This window comes from Kitasatospora sp. NPDC056446, assembly GCF_042796115.1.
GTDB lineage: Bacteria > Actinomycetota > Actinomycetes > Streptomycetales > Streptomycetaceae > Kitasatospora.
In genome coordinates this window covers 58,298-83,316 of the sequence record NZ_JBHTRF010000035.1, presented here as the reverse complement: position 1 = coordinate 83,316, position 25,019 = coordinate 58,298, and the positions used below count along the sequence as shown (strand labels likewise).

20 protein-coding genes and 1 pseudogene are annotated in these 25,019 nt (G+C 73.3%); 17 read left to right on the top strand and 4 right to left on the bottom strand.

The window, feature by feature from the left end:
* Positions 1-334 precede the first annotated feature (334 nt).
* From ACFQ6N_RS22395 to ACFQ6N_RS22380, 4 genes are all read left to right on the top strand, one after another.
* Positions 335-2,932 carry an ATP-binding protein gene (locus tag ACFQ6N_RS22395; RefSeq protein ID WP_380651642.1) on the top strand — a complete coding sequence of 866 codons (2,598 nt, stop codon included), beginning with the start codon at positions 335-337 and terminating at the stop codon, positions 2,930-2,932.
* A 116-nt stretch (positions 2,933-3,048) separates the two neighbouring features.
* Entirely contained in the window at positions 3,049-3,729 is a 681-nt protein-coding gene (locus ACFQ6N_RS22390) for a response regulator (protein WP_188300851.1), read from the top strand.
* A gap of 65 nt (positions 3,730-3,794) precedes the next feature.
* Complete coding sequence (locus ACFQ6N_RS22385; RefSeq protein WP_380651637.1) at positions 3,795-4,208, top strand: OB-fold nucleic acid binding domain-containing protein; 414 nt, start codon at positions 3,795-3,797, stop codon at positions 4,206-4,208.
* Complete coding sequence (locus ACFQ6N_RS22380; RefSeq protein ID WP_380651634.1) at positions 4,205-4,930, top strand: DUF3159 domain-containing protein; 726 nt, start codon at positions 4,205-4,207, stop codon at positions 4,928-4,930. Before ACFQ6N_RS22385 ends, ACFQ6N_RS22380 begins: the two co-directional genes overlap by 4 nt.
* Positions 4,931-5,032: 102 nt before the next feature.
* Here ACFQ6N_RS22380 and ACFQ6N_RS22375 read toward each other — a convergent pair whose 3' ends face one another.
* Entirely contained in the window at positions 5,033-5,704 is a 672-nt protein-coding gene (locus ACFQ6N_RS22375; RefSeq protein WP_030060763.1) for a TrkA family potassium uptake protein, read from the bottom strand.
* Positions 5,704-6,441, bottom strand: a pseudogene (locus ACFQ6N_RS22370) (potassium channel family protein); the annotation flags it as partial. The pseudogene ACFQ6N_RS22370 and the gene ACFQ6N_RS22375, both read right to left, overlap by 1 nt.
* 177 nt (positions 6,442-6,618) lie before the next feature.
* Between ACFQ6N_RS22370 and ACFQ6N_RS22365 the strand changes: the two are divergent.
* Both ACFQ6N_RS22365 and ACFQ6N_RS22360 read left to right on the top strand, forming a co-directional pair.
* Positions 6,619-8,694: an APC family permease gene (locus ACFQ6N_RS22365; RefSeq protein WP_380651629.1), complete on the top strand. Its 2,076-nt coding sequence runs from the start codon at positions 6,619-6,621 to the stop codon at positions 8,692-8,694.
* 455 nt (positions 8,695-9,149) lie between these two features.
* Positions 9,150-10,484, top strand: coding sequence for a class I SAM-dependent RNA methyltransferase (locus tag ACFQ6N_RS22360; protein WP_380651654.1), 1,335 nt, complete (start codon positions 9,150-9,152; stop codon positions 10,482-10,484).
* A 153-nt stretch (positions 10,485-10,637) separates the two neighbouring features.
* Here ACFQ6N_RS22360 and ACFQ6N_RS22355 read toward each other — a convergent pair whose 3' ends face one another.
* A complete protein-coding gene (locus ACFQ6N_RS22355; RefSeq protein WP_380651626.1) occupies positions 10,638-10,835 on the bottom strand; it encodes a hypothetical protein in 198 nt (65 codons plus the stop codon).
* 328 nt (positions 10,836-11,163) lie between these two features.
* Here ACFQ6N_RS22355 and ACFQ6N_RS22350 point away from each other — a divergent pair, with 328 nt between their 5' ends.
* From ACFQ6N_RS22350 to ACFQ6N_RS22335, 4 genes are all read left to right on the top strand, one after another.
* Positions 11,164-12,123: a LysR family transcriptional regulator gene (locus tag ACFQ6N_RS22350; RefSeq protein WP_380651623.1), complete on the top strand. Its 960-nt coding sequence runs from the start codon at positions 11,164-11,166 to the stop codon at positions 12,121-12,123.
* Positions 12,124-12,366: 243 nt separating this feature from the next.
* Positions 12,367-14,976, top strand: coding sequence for a collagenase (locus ACFQ6N_RS22345; RefSeq protein WP_380651620.1), 2,610 nt, complete (start codon positions 12,367-12,369; stop codon positions 14,974-14,976).
* Positions 14,977-15,198: 222 nt separating this feature from the next.
* A complete protein-coding gene (locus ACFQ6N_RS22340; RefSeq protein ID WP_380651617.1) occupies positions 15,199-15,432 on the top strand; it encodes a toxin-antitoxin system HicB family antitoxin in 234 nt (77 codons plus the stop codon).
* Positions 15,429-15,857 (top strand): fic family toxin-antitoxin system, toxin component, encoded by a 429-nt coding sequence (locus tag ACFQ6N_RS22335; RefSeq protein ID WP_380651614.1) that lies wholly within the window; start codon positions 15,429-15,431, stop codon positions 15,855-15,857. The genes ACFQ6N_RS22340 and ACFQ6N_RS22335 overlap by 4 nt, the downstream gene beginning before the upstream one ends.
* A 91-nt stretch (positions 15,858-15,948) precedes the next feature.
* Here ACFQ6N_RS22335 and ACFQ6N_RS22330 read toward each other — a convergent pair whose 3' ends face one another.
* Entirely contained in the window at positions 15,949-16,815 is an 867-nt protein-coding gene (locus tag ACFQ6N_RS22330; protein ID WP_380651611.1) for a GNAT family N-acetyltransferase, read from the bottom strand.
* A gap of 273 nt (positions 16,816-17,088) precedes the next feature.
* Between ACFQ6N_RS22330 and ACFQ6N_RS22325 the strand changes: the two genes are divergently transcribed.
* From ACFQ6N_RS22325 to helR, 7 genes are all read left to right on the top strand, one after another.
* Positions 17,089-17,997: a RimK family alpha-L-glutamate ligase gene (locus ACFQ6N_RS22325; RefSeq protein WP_380651609.1), complete on the top strand. Its 909-nt coding sequence runs from the start codon at positions 17,089-17,091 to the stop codon at positions 17,995-17,997.
* Complete coding sequence (locus ACFQ6N_RS22320; RefSeq protein ID WP_380651606.1) at positions 17,994-18,782, top strand: RimK family alpha-L-glutamate ligase; 789 nt, start codon at positions 17,994-17,996, stop codon at positions 18,780-18,782. The genes ACFQ6N_RS22325 and ACFQ6N_RS22320 overlap by 4 nt, the downstream gene beginning before the upstream one ends.
* 132 nt (positions 18,783-18,914) lie before the next feature.
* Positions 18,915-19,790 carry a putative RNA methyltransferase gene (locus ACFQ6N_RS22315; protein ID WP_380651604.1) on the top strand — a complete coding sequence of 292 codons (876 nt, stop codon included), beginning with the start codon at positions 18,915-18,917 and terminating at the stop codon, positions 19,788-19,790.
* Positions 19,791-20,016: 226 nt separating this feature from the next.
* Positions 20,017-21,441, top strand: coding sequence for an AAA family ATPase (locus ACFQ6N_RS22310; RefSeq protein ID WP_380651601.1), 1,425 nt, complete (start codon positions 20,017-20,019; stop codon positions 21,439-21,441).
* Entirely contained in the window at positions 21,438-21,818 is a 381-nt protein-coding gene (locus ACFQ6N_RS22305) for a nucleotide pyrophosphohydrolase (protein WP_380651598.1), read from the top strand. The genes ACFQ6N_RS22310 and ACFQ6N_RS22305 overlap by 4 nt, the downstream gene beginning before the upstream one ends.
* A 163-nt stretch (positions 21,819-21,981) precedes the next feature.
* A complete protein-coding gene (locus tag ACFQ6N_RS22300) occupies positions 21,982-22,668 on the top strand; it encodes a DUF6099 family protein (protein ID WP_380651590.1) in 687 nt (228 codons plus the stop codon).
* A gap of 72 nt (positions 22,669-22,740) precedes the next feature.
* Positions 22,741-24,921, top strand: coding sequence for an RNA polymerase recycling motor ATPase HelR (gene helR / locus ACFQ6N_RS22295; RefSeq protein ID WP_380651651.1), 2,181 nt, complete (start codon positions 22,741-22,743; stop codon positions 24,919-24,921).
* Positions 24,922-25,019: the final 98 nt, after the last annotated feature.

The following is a 25,019-nucleotide window of genomic DNA, read 5'->3' as shown; positions in this document are numbered from 1 at the left end:
CAGGGGGGACCCTGTGGGAGAGTAGGACGCCGCCGAACAATCATTCAGAAAAACCCCCATCCGGTATCCGGATGGGGGTTTTTCGCATTTCCGGGGCCTTCTCCTGCCCGCTTCGGGGTTCGACCGGAATTCGATCGGAGGGCGGTCGGGCGCCGACCCGGTACCTGCCGAACGACCCCCGCCGAGTGGCTGGTACACCGTCAATATGCCGCTAAAACCGCCTGATCAGCGGACTGATCAGCGGAAAATCGTTGGTCACGCCGTAGTCTCGAAGGGAAGGGGAACAGGTGTCCGGGGGTAGCTCCCGGGCATGGCCGGATCAAGAATGGTGCTCATGGGACGCGGAAGGCTGCGCATCTACCTCGGGGCCGCCCCCGGGGTCGGCAAGACGTACGCCATGCTCGCGGAGGCGCACCGCCGGCAGGAGCGTGGCACGGACGTCGTGGTGGCGTTCGTGGAGGACCACGGCCGTCGGCGTACCGCGGAGATGGTCGCCGGGCTGGAGGTCGTGCTGCGGCAGCAGGTGTTGCACCGGGGTGCCAGGTTCTCCGAGATGGACCTGGACGCCGTCCTCGCCCGCCGCCCCCAGGTCGCCCTGGTGGACGAGCTGGCGCACACCAACGTCCCCGGCTGCCGCAACGAGAAGCGCTGGCAGGACGTCGAGGAGCTGTTGGCGGCCGGGATCGACGTGATCTCCACCGTCAACGTGCAGCACCTGGAGTCGCTGGGCGACGCCGTCGCGGGCATCACGGGGGTGCGCCAGCGCGAGACCGTGCCGGACGAGGTGGTCCGGCGGGCCGACCAGATCGAGCTCGTGGACATGTCCCCGCAGGCACTGCGGCGGCGGCTGGCGCACGGCAACGTGTACATGCCGGAGAAGATCGACGCCGCGCTCGCCAACTACTTCCGCCCGGGCAACCTGACCGCGCTGCGCGAGCTGGCGCTGCTGTGGACCGCGGACCGGGTGGACGAGTACCTCCAGAAGTACCGGGCCGAGCAGGGCATCGAGGGCACCTGGCAGGCCAGGGAGCGGATCGTGGTGGGCCTGACCGGCGGCCCCGAGGGGGCGACGCTGATCCGTCGGGCGGCCAGGATCGCGGCCCGGGTCTCCGGCGGTGAACTGCTCGCCGTCCACATCTCCCGCTCGGACGGCCTGTCCGGCACCGGCTCGCCGCAGACCCTGATCGAGCAGCGCGCACTGGTGGAGAGCCTCGGCGGCTCCTTCCACGCCGTGCTGGGCGACGACCCCGCCGCTGGTCTGCTGGACTTCGCCCGGGGCGTGAACGCCACCCAGATCGTGCTCGGCACCAGCCGCCGGCCCGGCTGGCAGTACCTGTACGGGCCCGGCGTGGGCACCACGGTGACCCGGGAGGCCGGGGACATCGACGTCCACATGGTCACCCACGAGCACGCCGGGCACGGCAGCGGCAAGCGGCCCGTCCGCCGGACCACCGACCTGGGCCGGAGCCGGACGGTCGGCGGCTGGCTGGTCGGACTGGCCGGTCCGCCGCTGCTGGCGATCGTGCTGACCGCGATCGGCGGGCTGGGGCTCTCCACCGACATGCTGCTGTTCCTGTCGCTGACGGTCTGCGCGGCGCTGGTCGGGGGCCTGCTGCCGGCGATCGGCTCGGCGCTGGTCGGCTCCTCGGTGCTGAACTACTACTTCACGCCGCCGCTGCACACCTTCACGATCAACGAGCCGCAGAACATCATGGCGGTGGCGATATTCACCATCGTCGGCATATCGGTGGCCTCCGTGGTGGACCTGGCGGCCCGGCGCACCCACCAGGCGGCCCGCAGCCAGACCGAGGCGCAGACGCTCAGCGCGCTGGCCGGCACGGTGCTGCGCGGCGCGCCGAACGGGGACGGGGTGCTGACCGCGCTGATGGAACAGGTCCGGGAGACCTTCGGGCAGGAGAGCGCCGCGCTGCTGGAGCGCCCCGACCCGCTCGGCCCCTGGGTGCCGGTGGCCTCCGCGGGGCCGCGGCCGCCGGAGCGCCCGGAGGAGGCCGACGTGGATGTCCCGGTCGGCGACAGCCTGGCCCTGGTGCTGCGCGGCCGGGTGCTGCCCGGGGCGGACCGGCGCCTGCTCGGGGCCTTCGCCGCGCAGGCCGCGGTGGTGCTGGAGCGCCGCCGGCTGTCCCGGGAGGCCGCCTCGGCCCGGCGGGAGGCCGAGGGCAACCGGATCCGGACCGCCCTGCTGGCCGCCGTCTCGCACGACCTGCGCACCCCGCTGGCGGGCATCAAGGCCTCGGTGAGCTCGCTGCGGTCGGCCGACGTCCAGTGGGACCCGGAGGACGAGGCCGAGCTCCTGGAGGGCATCGAGGCCGGGGCCGACCGGTTGGACCACCTGATCAACAACCTGCTCGACATGAGCCGGCTGCACACCGGGACGGTCACCCCGTTGATCCAGGAGACCGACCTGGACGAGGTGGTGCCCTACGCGCTCGGCGGGGTGCCGCCGGAGTCCGTCCGGCTGGACGTCCCGGAGACGCTGCCGATGATCCGGGCCGACGGCGGGCTGCTGGAGCGCTCGCTGGCCAACCTGGTCGAGAACGCCGTCAAGTACAGCCCGGAGGGCGTCAAGGTGCTGGTCAAGGCCGACGCGCTGGAGCAGCCGGGGCAGCCGGGCCGGGTCGAGCTGCGGATCGTCGACCGCGGGCCGGGGGTGCCCGAGGACGCCAAGGAGAAGATCTTCGCGCCGTTCCAGCGCTACGGCGACGCGCCGCGCGGTGCCGGTGTGGGCCTCGGGCTCGCGGTGGCGCGGGGCTTCGTCGAGGCGATGGACGGTAGCGTCACCGCCGAGGACACCCCCGGCGGCGGCCTCACCATGGTCGTCAGCCTGCCGGCCGTCGAACGGCCGCCGGAACCGGACGAGCCGGGTGAGCCGCGCGGCGACGGGAGCGGTCCGCTCTCGGAGCTGATCACGTGAGAAGCGGACGCGCACCGGCCGGGCCCGTCGCCGACCGGTGCCGTACGTCGTACGTCGTACCGAAAGCCAGTCCCACAGTCCTCAAGTCAGACAGCCCCGAAAGGCGGAGCCCGTAAATGACCCGGGTCCTCGTCGTGGACGACGAACCGCAGATCGTCCGCGCGCTGGTGATCAACCTCAAGGCCCGCAAGTACGAGGTGGACGCGGCCCATGACGGCGCGAGCGCCCTGGAACTGGCCGCGGCCCGCCATCCGGACGTCGTCGTCCTCGACCTGGGCCTGCCCGACATGGACGGCGTCGAGGTGATCCGCGGCCTGCGCGGCTGGACCCGGGTGCCGATCATCGTGCTGTCGGCCCGGCACGCCTCGGACGAGAAGGTCGAGGCCCTGGACGCGGGCGCCGACGACTACGTCACCAAGCCGTTCGGCATGGACGAGTTGCTCGCCCGGATGCGGGCCGCCGTGCGGCGGGCCGAGCCGGTGGCGGGGGAGGCGGACTCGCTGGTCGTCACCGAGAGCTTCACGGTCGACCTCGCGGCGAAGAAGGTCAACCGGGACGGTGTCGACGTACGCCTCACCCCGACCGAGTGGCACCTGTTGGAGGTGCTGGTCCGCAACGCCGGGCGGCTGGTCAGCCAGACCCAGCTGCTCCAGGAGGTGTGGGGCCCCGCGTACCGCACCGAGACCAACTACCTGCGGGTCTACCTCGCCCAGTTGCGCCGCAAGCTGGAGCACGACCCCTCGCACCCGCGCCACTTCATCACCGAGCCGGGAATGGGATACCGGTTCGAGAGCTGACCGCGGTTGCCCCCGGTGGCTGAACGACCTGCCGCCGGGGGCCCGGAAACCGGTACCCTTCCGACATGAGTGGTGACAACAGCAGCGGCCAGCCGCAGGGGCGGTTCCGCCGCATGCTCAGCCGGCTGACCTCCTCGGCCGAGGAGCTGGACGCGGAGGAACTGCGCCAGGAGACCGCCGCGGAGTCGGGATGCACGCCGATCGCGGGCTGCGGGGACCGTGAGCTGGTGACCGTCGCGGGCACGCTGCGCACGGTGACGCTCCGGCCGCGGGCCGGGGTGCCGGCCCTGGAGGCCGAACTCTTCGACGGCACCGAGGCGTTGGACGTGGTCTGGCTCGGCCGCCGCTCGATCGCGGGCATAGAGCCGGGTCGCCGGCTGGTCGCCAGCGGCCGGATCAGTCACGCACGCGGGCGCCGCGTGCTGTTCAACCCCCGCTACGAGCTGCGTCCGGTCGGACACGGGAGCGAATCAGCGTGAGCAACCAGCCCGGCGGCGACGCCGCCCAGCTCGACCTGGCCCACGACGCGGCGGCCGAGGAGGCCGCCCGCAAGGCAGCCTCCAAGGAGGCCGCCGACACCGTCCTGAAGGCCTTCGGCGGCGTGCGCGGCATGATCGACATGACGCTGCCCGGCCTGGTCTTCATCGTCACGTACAACCTCACCCACCAGGTCAGCACCTCGGCCTGGGCCGCGCTCGGCCTGAGCGGGCTGCTGGTGGTGGCCCGGCTGGCGAAGCGGGAGACCATCCAGCACGCCTTCAGCGGGGTGTTCGGCGTCGCCCTCGGCGCCTGGATCTCGATGAAGAGCGGCAAGGCCGAGGACTTCTACCTGCCCGGCCTGCTCTGGAACGTCGGCTACTGCATCGCCCTGGCGGCCTCCGCGCTGGCGCGCTGGCCGATGATCGGCGTGATGCTCGGCCCGATCACCGGTGAGATGTTCACCTGGCGCAAGGAGAACCCGGGCCGGCTCGCCGCCTACACCAGGGCGACCTGGGCCTGGGTGGTGATCATGGGCCTCAAGCCCCTGATCCTCTTCCCGCTGTACTTCACCCACAACGTCAACCTGCTGGGCTGGCTGAAGGTGGCCCTCGGCATCCCGCCGCTGCTGCTGGCGATGTACGTGACCTGGCAGATCCTGCTGAAGGCGCCGCCGCCGATCAAGGCGCAACTGGACGACGAGGAGGAGGAGCCGGCGAAGTAGCCGCTCCCCGCCCCGCCCCGGGCACGTGCCCGGGCACGTGCCCGGGCAGGACCGAGGGCCCGCACCCAGCCGGGGTGCGGGCCCTCGGTCGTTCCGCCGGTGCTACTGGGCGCCGGAAGTGGCCGACAGCAGCTCCTCCAGCTCCTCCTCGCGCTCCTGGGCGGCGACGAAGAGCAGCTCGTCGCCGCCCTCCAGGGTGTCGTCCTTGCCCGGCACCAGCACCCGGCCCTCGCGGATGATGGTCACCAGCGCGGTGTCCTGCGGCCAGGCCACGTCGCCGACCCGGGTGCCGACCAGCTCGGTGTCGGAGGCCAGGGTCAGCTCGACCAGGTTGGCGTTGCCCTGGCTGAAGCGCATCAGGCGGACCAGGTCGCCGACGCTGACCGCCTCCTCGACCAGGGCGGACATCAGGCGCGGGGTGGACACGGCCACGTCCACGCCCCAGGACTCGTTGAAGAGCCACTCGTTCTTGGGGTTGTTCACCCGGGCGACCACCCGCGGCACCGCGTACTCGGTCTTTGCGAGCAGCGAGACGACCAGGTTGACCTTGTCGTCACCGGTCGCGGCGATCACCACGTGGCAGCGCTGCAGCGCCGCCTCGTCCAGCGAGGTGATCTCGCAGGCGTCGGCCAGCAGCCACTCCGCCATGGGCACCCGCTCCACCGAGATGGAGTTGGGGTTCTTGTCTATCAGCAGGACCTCGTGGCCGTTCTCCAGCAGCTCGCCCGCGATCGAGCGGCCCACGGCACCGGCCCCGGCAATGGCGACCCGCATCAGTGACCCTCCTCCTTCGGCCCCTGCGCGAACGCGGCCTCGACGGCCGTCAGGTCGGCCCGGCGCAGCATCACGTGCACCAGGTCGCCCTCCTGCACCACCATCTGCGACGTGGGCAGGACGCCCTCGCCGAGCCGGGTGACGAACGCCACCCGGGTGCCGGAGGCCTCCTCCAGCAGGCTGATCCGGTGGCCGACCCAGCGCGGGTCGTACGCCACTTCGGCCAGCTGGACGCCGCCGCTCGGGTCCTGCCACAGCGGCTCGGCGCCGCTGGGCAGCAGCCGGCGCAGCATCTGGTCGGCGGTCCAGCGGACCGTCGCCACGGTCGGGATGCCCAGGCGCTGGTACACCTCGGCGCGGCGGGGGTCGTAGATCCGGGCGGCGACGTTCTCGACGCCGAAGTTCTCCCGGGCCACCCGCGCGGCGATGATGTTGGAGTTGTCACCGCTGGAGACCGCGGCGAACGCGCCGGCCTCCTCGATGCCCGCCTCGCGCAGGGTGTCCTGGTCGAAGCCGACACCGGTCACCCGGCGCCCGTTGAACCCGGCGCCCAGCCGACGGAAGGCGGTCGGGTCCTGGTCGACCACGGCCACCGAGTGGCCCTGTTTCTCCAGGGCTCTGGCGAGGGCCGACCCCACCCGGCCGCAGCCCATGATGACGATGTGCACCGGCGCTACCTCACCCGTTCCGTCGGGGTACTGACCTGCGCAAACACCGTTCATCTCCCTTTCCCGCCCGGTCGTCCGGGCGAGCGTTCTCGTGGGGCGCCGGCCCCGGCAACACCTGACATCACGAGTGTTGCCCGCCGACTCGTATCCGACACGCTAGCCGGTCCGTAGAACGCAGTCGCGACGAAGGGGGGGACAAACGGCGGAGCCTTGTCCGGGGAGCCCCTACGATTCCTTAACGTGCCTATGCCGAAAGACCTTCCGAAACGCATCCTGATCGGGCGCGCGCTGCGCAGCGACAAACTGGGCGAAACACTTCTCCCCAAGCGGATCGCGCTGCCCGTGTTCGCCTCGGACGCGCTCTCCTCGGTCGCGTACGCCCCCGAGGAGATCCTGCTGACGCTCTCCATCGCGGGTGCCTCGGCGATCCACTTCTCCTGGCAGATCGGCGTCGTCGTCGCGGTCGTCATGCTCGCCGTCGTCGCCTCCTACCGGCAGAACGTGCACGCCTATCCCAGCGGTGGCGGCGACTACGAGGTGGCGACCGTCAACCACGGGCCGGCCGCCGGTCTGGTGGTCGCCAGCGCGCTGATGGTGGACTACGTGCTCACCGTGGCCGTGTCCACCACCTCGGGCGTCGCCAACGTGGTGTCCGCCGTTCCCGCGCTGCGCGGCCACGAACTGACCGTGTCGGTCATCGTGGTCGTCGTACTGATGGCGATCAACCTGCGCGGTGTGCGCGAATCCGGTACCGCCTTCGCCGTTCCCACCTACGCCTTCATGATCGGCGTGATCGGGATGGTCGGCTTCGGGTTCTTCCGGCACTTCGTGCTCGGCCAGGACATGCCCGCCGAGAGCTCCGGATTCACGCTGGCCGCCACCCCCGGCAACGCGTCGCTGGGCGGTTTCGCGCTGGTGTTCCTGCTGCTGAAGTCGTTCTCCTCCGGCTGTGCCGCGCTCACCGGCGTGGAGGCCATCTCCAACGGCGTGCCCGCCTTCCGCAAGCCCAAGAGCAAGAACGCCGCCACCACGCTGCTGATGATGGCGAGCATCGCCGTCGTGATGTTCATGGGCATCATCTGGCTGGCCCGGCTGACCGGCGTCCAGATGGCCGAGAACCCGGCCGAGCAGCTCGGCGGCGCCTCGTCCGGCTACCACCAGAAGACCGCGCTGGCCCAGATCAGCGAGGCCGTGTTCAGCAGCTTCACGCCCGGCTTCTACTTCGTCGCCGCCGTCACCGGCCTGATCCTGGTGCTGGCCGCCAACACCGCCTTCAACGGCTTCCCGGTGCTCGGCTCGATCCTCGCCCAGGACCGCTACCTGCCGCGGCAGCTGCACACCCGCGGCGACCGGCTGGCCTTCTCCAACGGCATCATCCTGCTGGCGATCGCCGCGATCCTGTTCATCATCGCCTTCGACGCCGACCCCAACCGGCTGATCCAGCTCTACATCGTCGGCGTCTTCGTCTCCTTCAACATGAGCCAGTCCGGGATGATCCGGCACTGGACCAGGCTGCTGCGCACCGAGACCGACCCGGCCAAGCGCCGCCACATGCACCGCAGCCGGGCGATCAACACCTTCGGCCTGGTGATGACCATGGCCGTGCTGATCGTCGTTCTGGTCACCAAGATCAGCCACGCCTGGATCGCGATCGCGGCGATGGTCGTGCTGTTCGTGATGATGAAGGGCATCCGGCGCCACTACGACCGGGTCTCCGAGGAGCTCATCGCCGCCGAGGAGCCGGACGACGTGGTGCTGCCCACCCGGGTGCACGCCATCGTGCTGGTCTCCAAGCTGCACAAGCCGGCGCTGCGCGCCCTCGCCTACGCCAGGCTGGCCCGCGCCCACACCCTGGAGGCCGTCACGGTCAACGTGGACCCGGCCGACACGGCGGCGCTGCGGCGGGAGTGGGACGAGCGCGGCATCGAGGTGCCGCTCAAGGTGCTGGACTCGCCGTTCCGCGAGATCACCGGCCCGGTGCTGGACTACGTGAAGAACCTGCGCCGCAGCAGCCCGCGCGACGTGGTGTCGGTCTACATCCCCGAGTACGTGGTCGGCCACTGGTACGAGCACCTGCTGCACAACCAGAGCGCGCTGCGGCTCAAGGGACGCCTGCTGTTCAAGCCCGGTGTGATGGTCACCTCGGTGCCCTGGCAGCTGGAGTCCTCGGAGCGCCGCAAGCCGCAGAAGGCCTGGTCGGCGCCGGGTGCCGTCCGGCGTGGCGAGCCTCGGGCCCCGAAGGCCGTAAAGTCGAAGGATTCCGTCTCCACCGGCACGAGCGCCGGTGGCACCGCCGACCGCAGCAAGGACTCCTCCCAGTGACGCGCAACAACCCGCCCCGTTCCTCGGGCTCCTCCGGCTCCTCCGGCAAGGGCGCCCGCCGGGGCGGCTCCCAGCCCGGGCAGGTCTCCCGGCCGCGCTGGGGCCGGCCGTCCCGCCCGGAGGCCACCGACCGCGAGGGGCTGACCGCGCGCACCGCGCCGGTCGTCCCCGCGGAGCCGACGCCGTCGGACGACCGGCAGCCGGGCCGCGGCGCGGCCGCCGGGAAGGCTGCGACCGGGAAGCCGGCCGCCGGGAAGGCTGCCGCAGGCAAGGCTGCTGTAGGCAAGTCGGCGACCGGGAAGGCTGCTGCCGGGAAGACGGCCGGCAAGGCGCCCGGCAAGGGTGCGGCCGACCAGGGCGGCGCCGGTGCCGCGGGTGCCGCCGGTGACGGCGGTGCGGGCCGGAAGGCGCCGCGCAAGCAGGCGGTTCGGCCGCCCAAGGCGCTGCGCACCGCCGTGCGCTCGCCGCGGCCCGAGACGCCGTCCGGCGACTCGCTGGTCGGGCAGCGCTACGAGGTCGAGGTCGGCCCGGTCGCCCACGGCGGCGGGCACTGCGTGGCCCGGCACGAGGGGCGGGTGCTGTTCGTGCGGCACACGCTGCCCGGTGAGAAGGTCGTCGCGCTGGTGACCGAGGGCACCTCCACCTCCCGCTTCCTGCGGGCCGACGCCGTGGAGGTCCTGGAGGCCGCCAAGGAGCGGATCGAGGCGCCGTGCCCGTTCTCCGGGCCCGGCAAGTGCGGCGGCTGCGACTGGCAGCACGTCACCCCGGGCGGGCAGCGCAAGCTCAAGGCGGCGGTGCTGACCGAGCAGCTGGCCAAGCTGGCCGGGCTCACCCCGGCCGAGGCAGGCTGGGACGGCAGCGTCGAGCCGGTCGGCGGCAAGCTGGCGCCCGGGCAGGTGCCGGCCTGGCGCACCCGCGTCCAGTACGCGGTGGACCCGGCGACCGGGAAGGTCGGCCTGCGCAAGCACCGCTCGCACGACCTGCAGCCGGTCGACCGCTGCCTGATCGCCGCCGAGGGCGTCAGCGAGCTGGGCATCGAGGCCCGCGACTGGCCGGGCGTGGCGACCGTCGAGGTGATCGCCGCGAGCGGCTCCTCGGACCGCCAGATCGTGCTGACCCCGCGCGACGGCGCCCAGCTGCCGCTGGTCGAGCTGGACAAGCCGGTGTCGATCGCCCGGATCGACGACCAGGGCGACGTGCACAAGGTGCACGGGCGCTCCTTCGTGCGCGAGCGGGCCGCCGGGCGGACCTGGCGGATCAGCAACGGCGGCTTCTGGCAGATCCACCCGGAGGCGCCCGACACCCTGGTCGACGCGGTGCTGGACGGCCTGGACCCGCAGTGGGGCGAGAACGCGCTCGACCTGTACTGCGGCGTCGGCCTGTTCGCGGGCGCGCTGGCCGACCGGGTCGGCGAGGAGGGCGCGGTGCTCGGCATCGAGTCCTCCAAGCAGGCCGTGGTCGACGCCCGGCACAACCTGGCCGTGCTGGACAACGTGCGGATCGAGTGCGACCGGGTCGAGACGCTGCTGCCGCGCACCGGCATCGAGGCCACCGACCTGATCGTCCTGGACCCGCCCCGCGCGGGCGCCGGGCGCGAGACCGTCGGGCACCTGGTGGGCCTGGGCGCCCGCCGGATCGCCTACGTGGCCTGCGACCCGGCGGCGCTCGCCCGGGACCTGAAGTTCTTCGGAGAGGGCGGCTACCGGCTGGTGTCGCTGCGGGCGTTCGACCTGTTCCCGATGACGCACCACTTCGAGTGCGTGGCGATCCTGGAGCCGGCCGGGGAGTGACCACGGCCTGGTCGGCCTGGTCGGCCTGATCGGCCTGATCGGCCTGATCGGCCTGACCGGTCCGAGCGGTGCGTTCGGCCGTTCGGATGAGTGACGGAGGAGGCGGTACCCGCGCTGCGGGTGCCGCCTCCTGTCGTCGCGGGGCCGGGCCGGTCAGGGCCCGTTGTGCTCCTCCTCGTCGGCGCGGTGCGGAAGGTCGATGCCGTGCTGGGCGGCGAGCCGCAGGAGCGAGGACACCCGGCCCTCGTACGCCTGGACGCCGTCGGCGTCCCCTTCGGCCCGTGCTGCCGCGAGGTCCCGTCGGGCCTGGGCGAGCTGCTCGCGCAGCTCCTGGTCGAACATGGCTGTCATAGCCGGCCTCCACACGGGGTCGGTGCCGATCGGTGGAACGCTCAGGGGAGTTCAGCGTCGCGGATGGTGAAGGACTCTTCAAGTCTCGCTCGTCGCGCCAGCGGGGGGTCGGCCGGGCCGGGTCAGGCGGGGGTCAGGCGGGCGCAATGAGCAGGTAAAACCTGGTGCCGCCGCTGCCGGTCGGCCCCGGGAGGGGGCTTGACGGGGCAATTCGCGGGGGTCGAAGGTAAGCCGCTGACATGTCATGTGTGCTGTTGCACCGCCCTCGGTGGCGGCCTGTCGGCGTCGTCGGCCGGGAGGGCCCGGCCGTTGCGTGAGGGGGAGGGCCATGGAGCTGGAGCTGAGGCACCTGCGGGTGCTGTGCGCCATCGCCGACAGCGGGAGCGTCGGCCGGGCCGCCGTACTGCTCGGGGCCTCGCAGCCGGCGACCAGTACCCAGCTGCGCCGGATCGAACGGCACCTGGGTGCCCCGCTGTTCGAACGGACGGCCAGCGGGGTCGCGCCGACCTGCTTCGGGGTCGAGGTGGTGGCCGCCGCGCGCGACCTGCTGACCCGGGCCGACTGCCTGGGCCGCCCGCCGGAGCCCGCTGACGGGCCGGTCCGCCGCGAGTTGCGGCTGGCCGTGACCATCTCGCCGATCCTGCCGGGGCTGGTCACCCGGGCCCGGCACCAGCGGCCCGACCAGCGCCTCACGGTCTCGTCCGTCTACCGCTCCTCGGACATCGTCGACCTGCTGGAGCGGGGCGAGGCGGAGGCCGCGGTGGCCGTGGACTACCCGGGCCGGGAGCTGCGCCACTCGCCGTCCGTCGCGCACCGGGGGATCGTCACCGAACCCGCCTTCGTCGCCCTCCCGGCCGGGCACCGGCTGCGCTACCGGACCGAGGTCGCGCTGGCGGACCTCGCGGACGAGGACTGGTTCCTCACCCCCGACGACGGGGCGGGCTGGCACAGCGTGTTCTACGGGGCCTGCGCCTCGGCCGGGTTCACGCCGGCCACCGTCCACGAGTTCCTCGGGGGGCGGCTGGAGCTCCAGGAGATGATCGCCGCCGGGCTCGGCATCTCCGTCGTCCAGGCGACCACCCGGCAGCTCGCCGACGTGGTGGTCAAGCCGCTGGCCGGCACCCCGATCTGGGTGCGCCACCTGCTGGCCTGGCGCGCCGCGGCGGTGGGCGGGGACGTGGTGGAGACGCTGCTGGGCGCGGCGGCGGCGGCCTACCGGGACCTGATCGCGGCCGCACCGACCTTCCAGGCCTGGGCCGCGCGGACCTACCGGCCGACCCGGTCGTAGCGGGAGCGGTGGGTCCGGCGGGCCCGGCGGGCCCGGTCCGTCCGGGGGAGTGGACGGCCCGGTCCGTCCGGCGGGAGCGGTCGGCCCGGCCGCCATGGCCGCGTCGGTGTTATGGCCGGTAGGGCACATGTCATATGACCTGTGACATTGTTCTGGCGGGTCGTCGGCTGTCAGGATCGAGGCGCCTCCCCCGAGCCTCGGCAGCAGTCCAGCACCTCCCCCCACAGGAGAAGGACCACACCAGTGCGTCTTCGCATACCCCTTCCCACCCTGATGGCCGGCCTCGTCGCCGGCTGTGCCACCGCAGCCACCCTGCTGCCGGCCCCGGCGCTCGCCGCCTCCGGCCCGGCCGCCCGGCCCGCGGCCGACAGCCGGCAGGCGCCGGCCGACCCGGCCTCGGTCCTCCCCAAGCCGCTGGGGGCCTTCCTCACGGCCGCGCCGTCCGAGGACCTCGCCCCCGTCGCCAAGCCGCTGCCGCCGGCGCTGCTCGGCCAGGTCGTGATGGGCCAGCCGGCCGGCACCGTCGTGCAGACCTCGCCCCGCCCGGGCGCCCCGAAGGCGGCCCCGGCCAAGCCCGCCGCCGCCGTCCCCGCGGCCCGTTCCGCCGCGGCCTCCGCCTCGGCGGCGAGCTGCCCCCCCGCGGACTTCGGCAGCCGCAGCGGGGCCGACCTGGTCTCCTTCGTCCAGGGCTCGACCCTGGACTGCGTCTCCACGCTGTTCAACGTCACCGGCACCGACGCGGGCAACATCTTCAAGGAATCGAAGATGCTCGCCGTCGCCAACGCCTTCCAGCAGCAGGCGGGCAGTTACACCGGCGACAACTCGACCGGCATCCTGCAGCTGGTGCTCTTCCTGCGGGCCGGCTGGTACGTGCAGTCCAACAACGCGGACGCGGTGGGCCCGTACGACGCCGCGCTCACCAGCGCCTCCAAGGCCGGTCTGGACGCCTTCTTCGCGAGTTCGCACTGGACCGACGTCACCGACAACAACGGCACCGTGCTCAACGAGGTGCTGGTGCTGACCGACAGCGCCAATCTGCAGGGCAGTTACCTGGGCGTCTACAAGCAGGTGCTGAACAGCTACAACAACTCGTACAACGCGTTCCCGAAGATGCTCAAGTCGGTCAACGCCGTGCTGTCCGCGCCGCTGTGGCGCGGCAACTGGAACACCGACTTCGTCAACGCGGTCAGCGCGGACCCGAGCGTCGGCACCGCCCTGGGCGCCTTCGCGCTGAACCACAAGGACCTGCTCGGCACGCCCAACGCCTACCTGGACGTCAACGCGGGCAACGACCTCGGCCGGATGGCCGGCGACGGCCCCGCGGTCGAGGCCGCGCTCAAGGGCCAGGTCAAGGCGGTGCTTGACGGCGCCCAGATCACCGGCGCCACCGGCCCGTTGTACGTCCACACCGCGTTCCAGGCCAACTACTACGACTTCGGCCAGTGCTCGTACTACGGCACCTGCGACCTGCCGGCGAAGCTGACCGCCGCGGTGCTGCCGAACCAGCTGGTCTGCGACAACCGCACCATCCAGACCGAGGCGCTGTCGCCCGCGGACCTGGCGGCCGTCTGCACCAGCCTGCGCGGCGAGGACACCTTCTTCCACAACCTGGTGAAGGACAACGGCCCGATCCCCGGCCAGTACGACAAGAACCTCACCCTGGCGGTCTTCGCCAACCAGGCCGACTACCTGACCTACTCCTGGGCGATCTTCAACAACTCCACCGACAACGGCGGCCAGACCGTCATGGACCCGACCGACCCGAACAACCGGGCCGTGTGCGTGATGTACCAGAAGTCGTGGAACGACGGCTTCACCGCCAACGTGTGGAACCTCAACCACGAGTACACGCACTACCTCGACAACATCTACGACATGAAGGGCAACTTCTCCACCGAGATCTCCGTCCCGGACATCTGGTGGATCGAGGGCGTCGCCGAGTACGAGTCCTACGCCTACCGCGGCACCACCGACACCCAGGCGATGGCCGAGGCCGCCAAGCACACCTACAAGCTCAGCACCATCTTCCAGAACACGTACGGCAACTCGGACACGGTGCGCACCTACCCGTGGGGCTACCTCGCCGTCCGGTACATGTTCGAGAAGCACCGCGCCGACATCGACACCATGCTCGGGCACTTCCGCACCGGTGACTACCAGGGCGGCTACGCGGTCTACAACGGCATCGGCACCGGCTACGACGCCGACTTCGACGCCTGGCTCGACAGCTGCGCCGGCGGCGCCTGCTTCGCGGCCGGCCCGACCGCGCTGTTCGGCCAGTCCGTCACCGGCCCGACCGTCACCCTGACCGACAAGTCCGTCCAGACCGGCCCCGGCCGGATCACCGCCTGGCACTGGACCTTCGGCGACGGCAGCTCGGCCGACCAGCAGAACCCCACCCACACCTACGCCGCCGCCGGCACCTACACCGTCGCGCTGACCGTCACCGACAGCACCGGCAAGACCGCCAGCACCCCGGCCTCGGTCACCGTCACCACCGGCGGCACCGGCGGGGGCACCCCGCCGACCTGCACCGACCCGCGCACCGACGCGCTCGGCCAGAACTGCTCCCGCGCCAACCTCTCCGCCACCGCCGGCAACCTGGACTACCTGTACGTCTACCTGCCGGCCGGCACCAGCACCCTGAAGATCACCACCTCCGGGGGCACCGGCACCGCCTACCTGTACTACAGCGACAGCACCTGGGCCTCGCCGAGCGCCTTCACGGCCTCGTCGACGGCCGCCGGCACCAGCCAGAGCATCACCGTCACCAACCCGACGGCCGGCTACCGGTACGTGAGCCTGTACGCGAAGACCGACTTCAGCGGCGTGACGGTCAGCACCCAGTTCTGATCCGTCCCGCCCCCTCGGGGCCACGCCCGCGGCAGCCTGCCGCGGGCGTGGCCCTTCGGTTTCGCGGCGTTACGGCTTACGGCGTTTCGGTTTCACGGCCTCGGGGCGGTCGGGCTTGGCCGGGGGAGATGGCGGGCAGGTTGCAGGGGGGCGTGCGGGAGGTGTTCGGGCGGTGTGTGCGCGCCCTTGTTGTGCTAGCACTTCAGCGCTAGCTTGAGATTCATGGGTAAGAAGCAGCTGAACGTCCGCGTGGACGCCACCACGGCGGAGATGGCCCGGGAACGGGCGGAGCAGCAGGGGATCAGCATGAACCAGTACATCGAGCGCCTGGTCCAGCAGGACATGGGCGAGTCCGGGCGGGCCTTCGTCGACGCGGCCGCGCAGTTCATGAAGGAGTACGAGACGGCCTTCCTCGCCGAGTTCGGGGAGCCGGACCTCCAGGACGTGCGCCGTTGAAGCTGGAGGTCGACCTCTCGTGGCTGCTCATGACCGCCGAGCAGTACACGCCCGGTGACCCGCAGGTCACCGACTACGGCTCGCTGCTCGCGGCCGTCACCCGGCACCAGGCCGAGATCTTCGACATCGCCGTCTACCCCGAACCGCAGGACCGCGCCGCCGCGCTGATGCACCAGCTGATCCGGGTGCCGGCCCTGGAGAAGACCAACGAGCTCTTCGCGACCGCCGTCGCCTACGCCTACCTCGTCGCCAGCGGGTGCACCGTCGCCACCACCGCCCGCGAGGTGCGCAGCCTCTCCCGGGCCATCCGCGAGGGGCGGCTCGGGGTGTCCGGCGTCGCCGAGCGGCTGGCGGCGTGGGTGGTGGACGAGGCCGAGGGGGAGGAGGTCACCGGGGCGGACGACGAGGACGAGGACGAGGACTGACCGCCGTGCCCGTCGTCCCCGTTCCTCCTGTCGTCCCCGTCGGCGTCCCCGTCCCCGTCGGCGTCGGGGTCCTGGTTTCGCGGTGTCAGGTTCAGGCGGCCGGCGGGGCGGGCTCCGCGATCAGGGCCGTCGCGAACGGGCGGAACCCGATCCGGCGGTAGATCCGGGCGACGTCCTCGTCGGCGGCGGACAGGAACACCGTCCACACCCCGCCGGCGCGGGCGTGCGCGACCAGGGCCGCCGTGACCGCGAGGCCCAGGCCGCGCCGGCGGGCGGAGGGCAGGGTGCCCACGCCGACCACCTCGCCGACCGCGCCCACCGGGTTGTACTGGCCGGAGCACAGGACCGTGCCGCCGTCCAGCGCGGCCGCCAGCACGGTCGTGCCGTCGGTGATCCGCTGAGCGACCCGCGCCACCGCGCCCTCGGCCGTCGACTGCGCCTCGGCCCGCGCCAGTTCGGCCGCGCCCGCGGCGCCGATGGCGGTGCCCGGGGCCCCGAAGGCCACGTGCGGGACGGCCACCGCCTCCGCCAGCTCGGGCGCGTCCGGGGCCAGCACCCGGACCTCCGTGGTGCCGGGCGGTGCGGGCGTCGGCAGCGGTTCGTCCTGCGGGCCCAGCACCAGCAGCGGGTGCTCGTGCACCGTCAGGCCCGCCGCCTCGACCGCCGCGCGCAGCTCGGGGTTCTGCTCGGCCACCCACTCGAAGGCCTCCGGCGCGCCGGCCTCCCGCTGCCGTTCCAGCACCCGGCGGACGTCCTCGGCGGTGGCGGCCGGGCCGTCGTGGCGGAGCGTCGGGCGGGCGTAGTAGTGCCAGCCGGTGTCTCCCTCGCGGAGGAAGAGGGTCAGCGGGCCGAAGTCCTCGGCGCGGGCGGCACTGCGCGGTACGGCGTCGTAGTAGCGCTCGATCTCGTCGAGCAGGGGGCGGGCCGGAGCATGATCGTCAGAGGTCACGGCGTGCATCCAAGCAGGGGCGGGGGCGCGGCGCCACCGCTTTGTGCGCGGTGCGGCGGTGGGGCGGGGCGGCGGTGGGGGAGTGCTCGGGGGTGTGCTCGCGCGGGTGCGTCGGGGCCGCCCGGCGGGCTTCCGGTGGGCTTTCGGCGGGGATTGTTGCCGAACGCTTACCGGCCCGCATCGATCTTGTGCGCACACAACGTGCATGCTGATGCCTTCACAGCTCTGCCGGGGGGACGGCGGACGTCTGCACTCGGCGAGGCAAGGGGAGAAGACAGGCCCATGAGGCTCTGCTTTCTGGTGGAGGAGCACTACCGGCACGACGGCATGCCGCTCGACGTGGTACGCCAACTCACCGCATGGGGGCACCGGGTGGACGTGCTACGCCCCGGGGACTCGCTGCTGGCGATCTCCGAGGCGGTACGGGCCGGCAGCCACGACGCCTGGGTGCTCAAGACCGTCTCCGGCGGGCCGGGGCTGACCCTGCTGGAGGCGGCCGCAGCCGTCGGCCTCACCACGGTGAACGACGTGCGCTCGATCCGGGGCGTCCGGGACAAGGCGCTCGCGGCGGTGATCGGCCGCACCCGGGGCCTGCCCGTCCCGGTGACGTACGCGGCCGCGCGCTGGGAACGGCTCGCGGAGATCCCGGCCGCCGAGTACCCGCTGGTCGTCAAGCCGGCCGACGGCAGCTCCGGGCGCGCGGTCCGGCTGGTGCGCAGCCCGGAGCAGCTGCTCGAAGTCGGGCCCGAGCTGGCCGGGGAGGGGCTGCTGATCGCGCAGCCGTACGTGCCGAACTCCGGTACCGACCTCAAGGTGTACTGCGTCGACGGCGAGTTCTTCGCGACGGAACGTTCCTCCCCGCTGCACCCCGGGCAGGGCGTGCGGGAGCGGCAGGTGCCGCTGCCGGGGAGCGTCGCCCGGATCGTGGCACAGGTCGGCGAGGTGTTCGGGCTGGACCTGTACGGGGTCGACGTACTGCTCGGACCGGACGGGCCGGTGGTGGTCGACATCAACGACTTCCCGAGCTTCCGGCAGGTGCCGGACGCCGTGGCGCGGGTCGCCCGGGCGGTGCTGCGGCTCGCGCGCACCGGGACGGCCGTGTCGATGCCCGGCGGGCCCGCCGCCGCACTGGTGCCGGCGGGCGGGGATCCGTACGGGCGGCTCGGTTTCGGCGAGGGTGAGCTGTTGTGAGGGTCGGACTGATCACCGGGGACCCGGGGCACCCGGTGCTGGCGGCGACCGCCGCGCTGCTGGCGGAGCAGGGCCACGAGGTGGCGGTGGTGGCGCCCGACGGGCCGGTGGGCGAGCTTGCGGACGTCTATTTGCTCAAGACCCACAATTCCCAAGCCCTCGACCTGGCAGGCGAGTTGGAACGGCGGGGCGTGCCGGTCGTCAACTCGGCGGCGACGACCCGGCTCTGCCAGGACCGGGTACGGATGGCCGACCTCGCCCGCGCCGCCGGGCTGCCCTTCGCGGAGACGGTCGACGCCGGGCCGCTGGGCGGACTCGCCGATCCGGCCTACCCGTTCGTGGTCAAGAGCCGGCACAGCAGGCGGCACGACCTGGTCGCGCGGGTCGACGGTCCGGAGCGGCTGCGCGCGCTCGCCGAGCGCTGGTCCGAGGAACCGGTCGTCACGCAGCCGTTCGTTCCCGGGACCGGCTGGGACCAGAAGCTGTGGGTGGTCGACGGACAGGTGTTCGCGGCCCGCCGTCGGTCCGAACTCGCGACCGTGTCAGGGGAGTCGGGGCGCGCGGAGGACTGGGAGCCACCCGCCGCACGGGCCGCGCTCGCGCTGCGCGTCGGCGAGGTGTTCGGGCTCGACGTGTACGGGGTCGACCTGCTCGACGGGCCGGCCGAGCCCGTCATCGTGGACGTCAACGCCTTCCCGGGGATCCGGGGCCGACACGGCGCGCCCGAGGCGCTCGCCGCGCTCGCGCTGCGGGTCGCGGCGGTGGGGGCGGGGGCGGGGGCGTAGGGGCTTCGGTGCCGGAGTGGGGGCGTCAGGCCTGGTGGGGCGCGGGTCCGGTTGGCGCCGTCCGGCGGGCTGGGTCGTTAGGCTGGCTGGCGCCCCGACCGGACGGGGCGTACGGCGAGAGAAGACGGAACGTTGCTGCAGGACATCGAGCGCTACCTGGCCTGCCCCCTCTGCGCACAGGCCCTCACCCGGTACGACCGCAGCCTGCGCTGCGCCACCGGGCACAGCTTCGACCTCGCCAAGCAGGGCTACGTCAGCCTCCTCGCCGGTGACGCCCACACCGGCACGGGGGACACCGCCGAGATGGTCGCCGCCCGCGCGGACTTCCTCGCCGCCGGGCACTACCGGCCCATCGCGGACGCCCTCGCCGAGGCCGCCGTCGAGGTGTCCTCCGGTGCGTCCGCCGGGGAGCCCACCGGTGCGTCCGCCGAGGGGCCCGACGGGCTGGTCGCCGACCTCGGCGCCGGCACCGGGCACTACCTGGCCCACGTCCTCGACGCCCTGCCCGGCCGGGTCGGCGCGGCCCTCGACATCTCCAAGTTCGCGCTGCGCCGCGCCGCCAGGGCGCACCCGCGGATCGGCGCCGTCGTCTGCGACGCCTGGCGCCCGCTGCCGCTGCGCGACGCCTCCGCCGACCTGGTGCTCAACGTCTTCGCCCCGCGCAACGGCCCCGAGATCCGCCGGGTGCTGCGCCCCGGCGGCACCCTGCTGCTGGTCTCGCCCACCTCCCGGCACCTGCGCCGACTGGTCGACGCCCTGGGCCTGTTGTCGGTGGACGAGGAGAAGCAGCGGCGGATCGACGAGAAGCTCGGGCCCTACCTGACGCCCGCCGGGCGGCGGGAGGTGGAGTTCACCCTGCGGCTCGGCCCGCAGGACGTGCGCACCGTCGTCGGCATGGGGCCCAGCGCGTGGCACACCGACCCGGAGCGGCTCGGGGCCGCGCTCGCGGCGCTGCCGGACCCGGTCGAGGTGACCGCCTCGGTGACGGTGGCGGCCTACCGGCGCTGAGCCGCTTCGGTTCCGGTCCGGGCCTGGCGTTCGGGCTCGTGCCCGGTGACCGGGCCCGTCGAGGCGGCCACCCGGGCCCGTGGGGGCGCTCGGGCCGGTGCGGGGCGGGTGGCCGTCGGTGTGCGCTGGGACGGGCGGTCATCGGGTCGGGGTGGAGCGCCACGTTGGGATGAATCTGCGGCGCAGGCACGTTTCTGCCGGTCGGTCTGCGGCTAACGTCCGACGGGTGAACCGCGACGCCACCAGGCCCGCTGTACCGGCCCCCCTCCGACCGGACGCCCCGGGCCCCGACCGGTCGTCCGTACCGCGCCCCACCGTCGAGGAGCTCCGGCTCACCTCGTTCAAGTCCTACCGGCGCGCGGTCCTGCCGCTCGCGCCCCTCACGGTGCTCCACGGGCCCGCCGGGGTCGGCAAGTCCAACGCCCTCGACGCGCTGGCAGTGCTGTCCCGGCTGGCGCTCGGCGAGGAGATCGGCGACTCGCTGGACGGGCTGCCCGACCGCGCCGGGCAGCTCGCCCTGCCCGTCCGGGGCGGCCTGGAGGGCTGCGTCCCGCACGGGCGGGACGCGATCATCCTCGGCTGCACCGTCCGCTCCCCGCACGGCCGGATCGGACTCGACGTGGTGATCCGCACCGACGGGCCGGTCCGGGTCGCCCGCGAGTCGCTCACCCTCGACGGCCGGACCCTGGTGGACACCGGTGAGCAGGACGTCCGCAACCGGCGGGTCAACGTCTGCTGGCACAACGACACCCGCCAGGGCGACATCCGGGCGCCCTTCCCCAGCGGCACCATGATCACCGCGCAGCTGCCGCTGCGGGTCGCGGGCTCGTCGGCCGGCGAGTGTCTGGTCCTGGCCGCCACCGAGGACCTGCTCACCGCACTGCGCGAGGTCTTCCCGCTGCACCCCGTCCCCGCCCTGATGCGAGGCTGGGCCCGGGCCGACCCGCAGGCCAGGCTGCGCAGCAACGCCGCCAACATCTCCGCCGTCATCGCCCGGCTGAGCAACGAGTGCCAGCGCCGGTACGGGCAGCTCCTGCGGGTCGTCCAGTCCGCCGCCCCGCACCCGCTGCTCGGGCTGACCCTGGCCGAGCGCGAGCACGCGGGCGTCCGGCGCGTGCTCGCGGTCTTCGACGAGGGCGTCCTCGGGCGCACCGGGGCCGACCAGGCCTCCGACGGCATGCTGCGCCACCTCGCGTTCGCCGCGGTGCTGCTGACCGGGGCCGGGGTGCTCGACCTCGACGTGGCCGCCGAGGTGCCGTGGGCGCACCGGCAGCTCACCGTGCTCGCCGAGGACCTGGGGGCCGGGCTCTCCACCGAGCAGGCCGCCTCGCTGCTGCGGCTGGCCCGGGAGATGGCGGAGCGCAGCCAGCTGCGGGTGGTCGCGGCGCTGCAGGAGCCGGCGGCGGCGCGGGAGGCCTTTCGAGCGGGGGGCCTGGGCCCGGGCGGTGCGCGGGCGGCGGCCGGGGTGGCGGTGGTCGAGTGCCGGCGGGACCCGGATTCGGGGTTCACGGTGCTGCGGCCGGAGACGGCCCGGGTGCCGGCCCAGGGCGGGCGCGGGGAGGGCGAGGACGGGTCGGCGGAGGGGCGCGGGCCGGTGGTGGCGGGGGGCGCTGCGGCGGCGGGCGGCGATGGGGTAGACCTGGAGGGGTGAACGAACGAGTGACGGTACCGGGGGAGCCGACCCTGGAAGCCCTGCGGCAGCGGCTGACGGACTTCGCGGCGGCCCGCCGCTGGGAGCCCTTCCACACGCCGAAGAACCTGGCGGCGGCGCTGAGCGTGGAGGCGGGGGAGCTGCTGGAGATCTTCCAGTGGCTGACGCCCGAGCAGGCGGCCGGGGTGATGGCCGAACCGGAACGCGCGCACCGGGTGCGCGACGAGGTCGCCGACGTGCTGGCGTACCTGCTGCAGTTCTGCACGGCGGTCGGGGTGGACCCGCTGGAGGCCCTCGCGGCCAAGATCGAGCGGAACGAGCACCGCTTCCCGGTGCCGGACGGACCGGCCGACGTCAACGCTGACATGGGCGAATAACCCTTGTGGGGGACGAAAGTTATCCACAGCCCCCCACTTGTCCACAGCTCCCGGGAAGCCGGATGCGCGTCCGCGCCGCTTCTCGCACGCTGTCGCCGTGACCACTCGGCCGCCTCTTCCGCGGCCGGGTCGACGGCGACAGCGAGCGAGAGGAGCGGTGGCCATGGAGGCGCTGCGACTGATCAGGACGGCCCGGCACGCCCTGGCCGAGGCCAGGCACGTACCCGATGTGCTGGCCGAGGCACGGCAGGCCGCGCTGCTCACCGAGGCGATGGGCGCCCGGCTGGCGGAGTCGGAGGACGAGGAGCTCACCGGGCTGGGGCAGCAGCTCTCCGAGGCGGGGGCGCACGCGGCGGTCTGCCTGGACCGCTCGGTCCTGCGGGCCGCACTGGTGAGCGGCGGCCGGGCGGGGCGGCTCACCGACCTCGGTGAGCTGTCGCCGGCCCTGGGGGCGCTGGACGGGCTCTTGCAGGAGGTCGGGGAGACGCTCGTGGTGCTGGCCTGCGGGGCCGACACCGAGAGCCTCTACTGGACGTGCGTCGACGGCGTCGACGCGGTGTCGGAGTGCAAGGACCTGGCCGGGCGGCTGCGGGAGGCGGCCGGTCGGGGCGGGGGAGAGGAACGCTCGGCGCTCGGCGGCGCGGAGCCCGAACGGGCCGACTGCGGCTCGCCGTTACTCGTCGTCCGGCTCGGGCCGCCGGACGGCGGGAGCCCGGGCTGTGCCGGGTGCGGAGGCGGTACCGGGTGTCCGGGCGACGGCTGCCCGGCGGAGGAGCCCGGGGCGACGGAGGGAGAAGCGGAGGAGGTGCGGAAGGGGGAGAACGCACCCCTTGCCACTTTCAAGGTATAGCGCAAGGGGGGGCTTGCGGCAAGGCCCCCCTGGTGGCGCACAATCACAGGCCTCAGATCGGAGCTGATGCCCATGACCCCCCTCACCACCAGCGCGTTCGACCTTCCCGAGCGTCTCTCCGCCAAGGCCGACCCGGCGCTGATCGACGGCGACGAGCGGCACTTCGCGGCCATCGCGGAGAGCCTGGAGCAGGCGATCGCCGAGCTGTCCGACCGCCTCGACGCCCTGCGCCGGGAGCCGGGTGGTGTCGGCCGCCAGGCGATGGACCGGGACATCGAGGTCCACCGGCTGACCGGCCGCCTGCGCACGCTGCGCCGCTTCGGTCTGGACCTGTGCCTCGGCCACGTCGTGGGCGCGGACGACCCCGAGCCGCTGTACATCGGGCGGCTCGGCCTCACCGACAGCGAGGGGCGCCGGCTGCTGGTCGACTGGCGCTCGCCCGCGGCCGAGCCGTTCTTCGCGGCGACCCACGCGGACCCGATGGGGCTGGTGAGCCGCCGCAGGTACCGCTGGTCCCGCGGCCGGATCGGCGACTACTGGGACGAGGTGTTCACCACCGAGGCCCTGGAGGGGCACGCCGCGCTGGACGACCAGTCCGCGTTCATCGCCGGCCTGGGCGCCAACCGGTCGGCCCGGATGCGGGACGTGCTCGCCACCATCCAGGCCGACCAGGACGCCGTCATCCGGGCCGGGTCCCGGGGCGCCCTCGTGGTCGACGGCGGCCCGGGCACCGGGAAGACGGTCGTCGCGCTGCACCGCTCCGCGTACCTGCTGTACTCCGACCCGCGGCTCGGCCACCGGCGGGGCGGCGTGCTGTTCGTCGGCCCGCACCAGCCGTACCTGGCCTACGTCGCCGACGTCCTGCCCAGCCTGGGCGAGGAGGGGGTGCGGACCTGCACCGTGCGGGACCTGGTCGCCGAAGGGGCGACGGCGGGGGACGAGGCCGATCCGGAGGCGGCCCGGCTGAAGTCCTCGGTCGGGATGGTGAAGGCGATCGAGAAGGCCGTCCGGTTCTATGAGGAGCCGCCCGCCGAGGGGATGACGGTCACCACCCACTGGGGTGACCTCCGGCTGAGCGCCCAGGACTGGTCCGACGCCTTCGCCGCGCCGGACCCTGGGACGCCGCACAACGAGGCCCGCGAGCAGATCTGGGACGAGCTCACCACGATCCTGATGGACAAGCTGGACCTGGCGGACGCGGCCGACGCGGAGGACGACACGGAGGTGTCGCCCGAGATGCTCCGCCGGTCGCTGCGGCAGGACCGGGCGCTGGTGGAGGTCCTCAACCGCGCGTGGCCGCTGCTGGACGCCGCCGACCTGGTCGGCGACCTCTGGTCGGTGTCCGCCTACCTGCGGATGTGCGCGCCCTGGCTCGACCCCGAGGAGGTCCGCAGGCTCCGGCGCAAGGACGCCCCGCAGGCCTGGACGGTGTCCGACCTGCCGCTCCTGGACGCCGCCCGGCAGCGGCTCGGGGATCCGGAGGCGGGCCTGCGCCAACGCCGCCGCGAAGCCGCGGTCGCGGCCGAGCGCGCCCGCATGTCCGACGTCATCGGCGGCCTGCTCCAGGCCGATGACGACGGCGAGGGCGCGGTGACGATGCTGAGCGGACGCGACCTCCAGGACACCCTGGTCGACGAGACCGCCCTGCCCGTCGCCGACCCCGAGCCGCTGCTCGGCCCGTTCGCGCACATCGTCGTGGACGAGGCCCAGGAGCTGACGGACGCGGAGTGGCAGATGCTGCTGCTGCGCTGCCCCTCCCGGAGCTTCACCGTCGTCGGGGACCGCGCGCAGGCCCGGCACGGCTTCCCGGAGTCCTGGCAGGAGCGGCTGGAGCGGATCGGGCTCGACCGGAGCACGGTCGCCTCGCTGAGCATCAACTACCGGACGCCGGAGGAGGTCATGGCCGAGGCCGAGCCGGCCATCCGGGCCGCGCTGCCGGACGCCAACGTGCCGACCTCGGTCCGCAGCACCGGCATCCCCGTCCTGCACGGGTCCGTGTCCGACCTGGACACGGTCCTGGACAGCTGGCTCGCCGAGCACGCCGAGGGCGTCGCGTGCGTGATCGGCGCCCCCGGCTTCCGGGCCCGGCCCCGGGTCCGGTCACTGACCCCGGGGCTGTCGAAGGGGCTGGAGTTCGACCTGGTCGTCCTGGTCGACCCGGACGCGTTCGGCGAGGGCATCGAGGGCGCGGTCGACCGCTACGTCGCGATGACCCGGGCGACCCAGCGGCTCGTGGTGCTCCGGAGTTCGTGAGCGGGGAGCGGCGGGCCGGGAGCGAGAAGGACGGAGCCGGCGGGACGGGACTTCGTGAGACGGAAAGGAGAGCGGATGGTACGGAAGCGCGCGTCGCC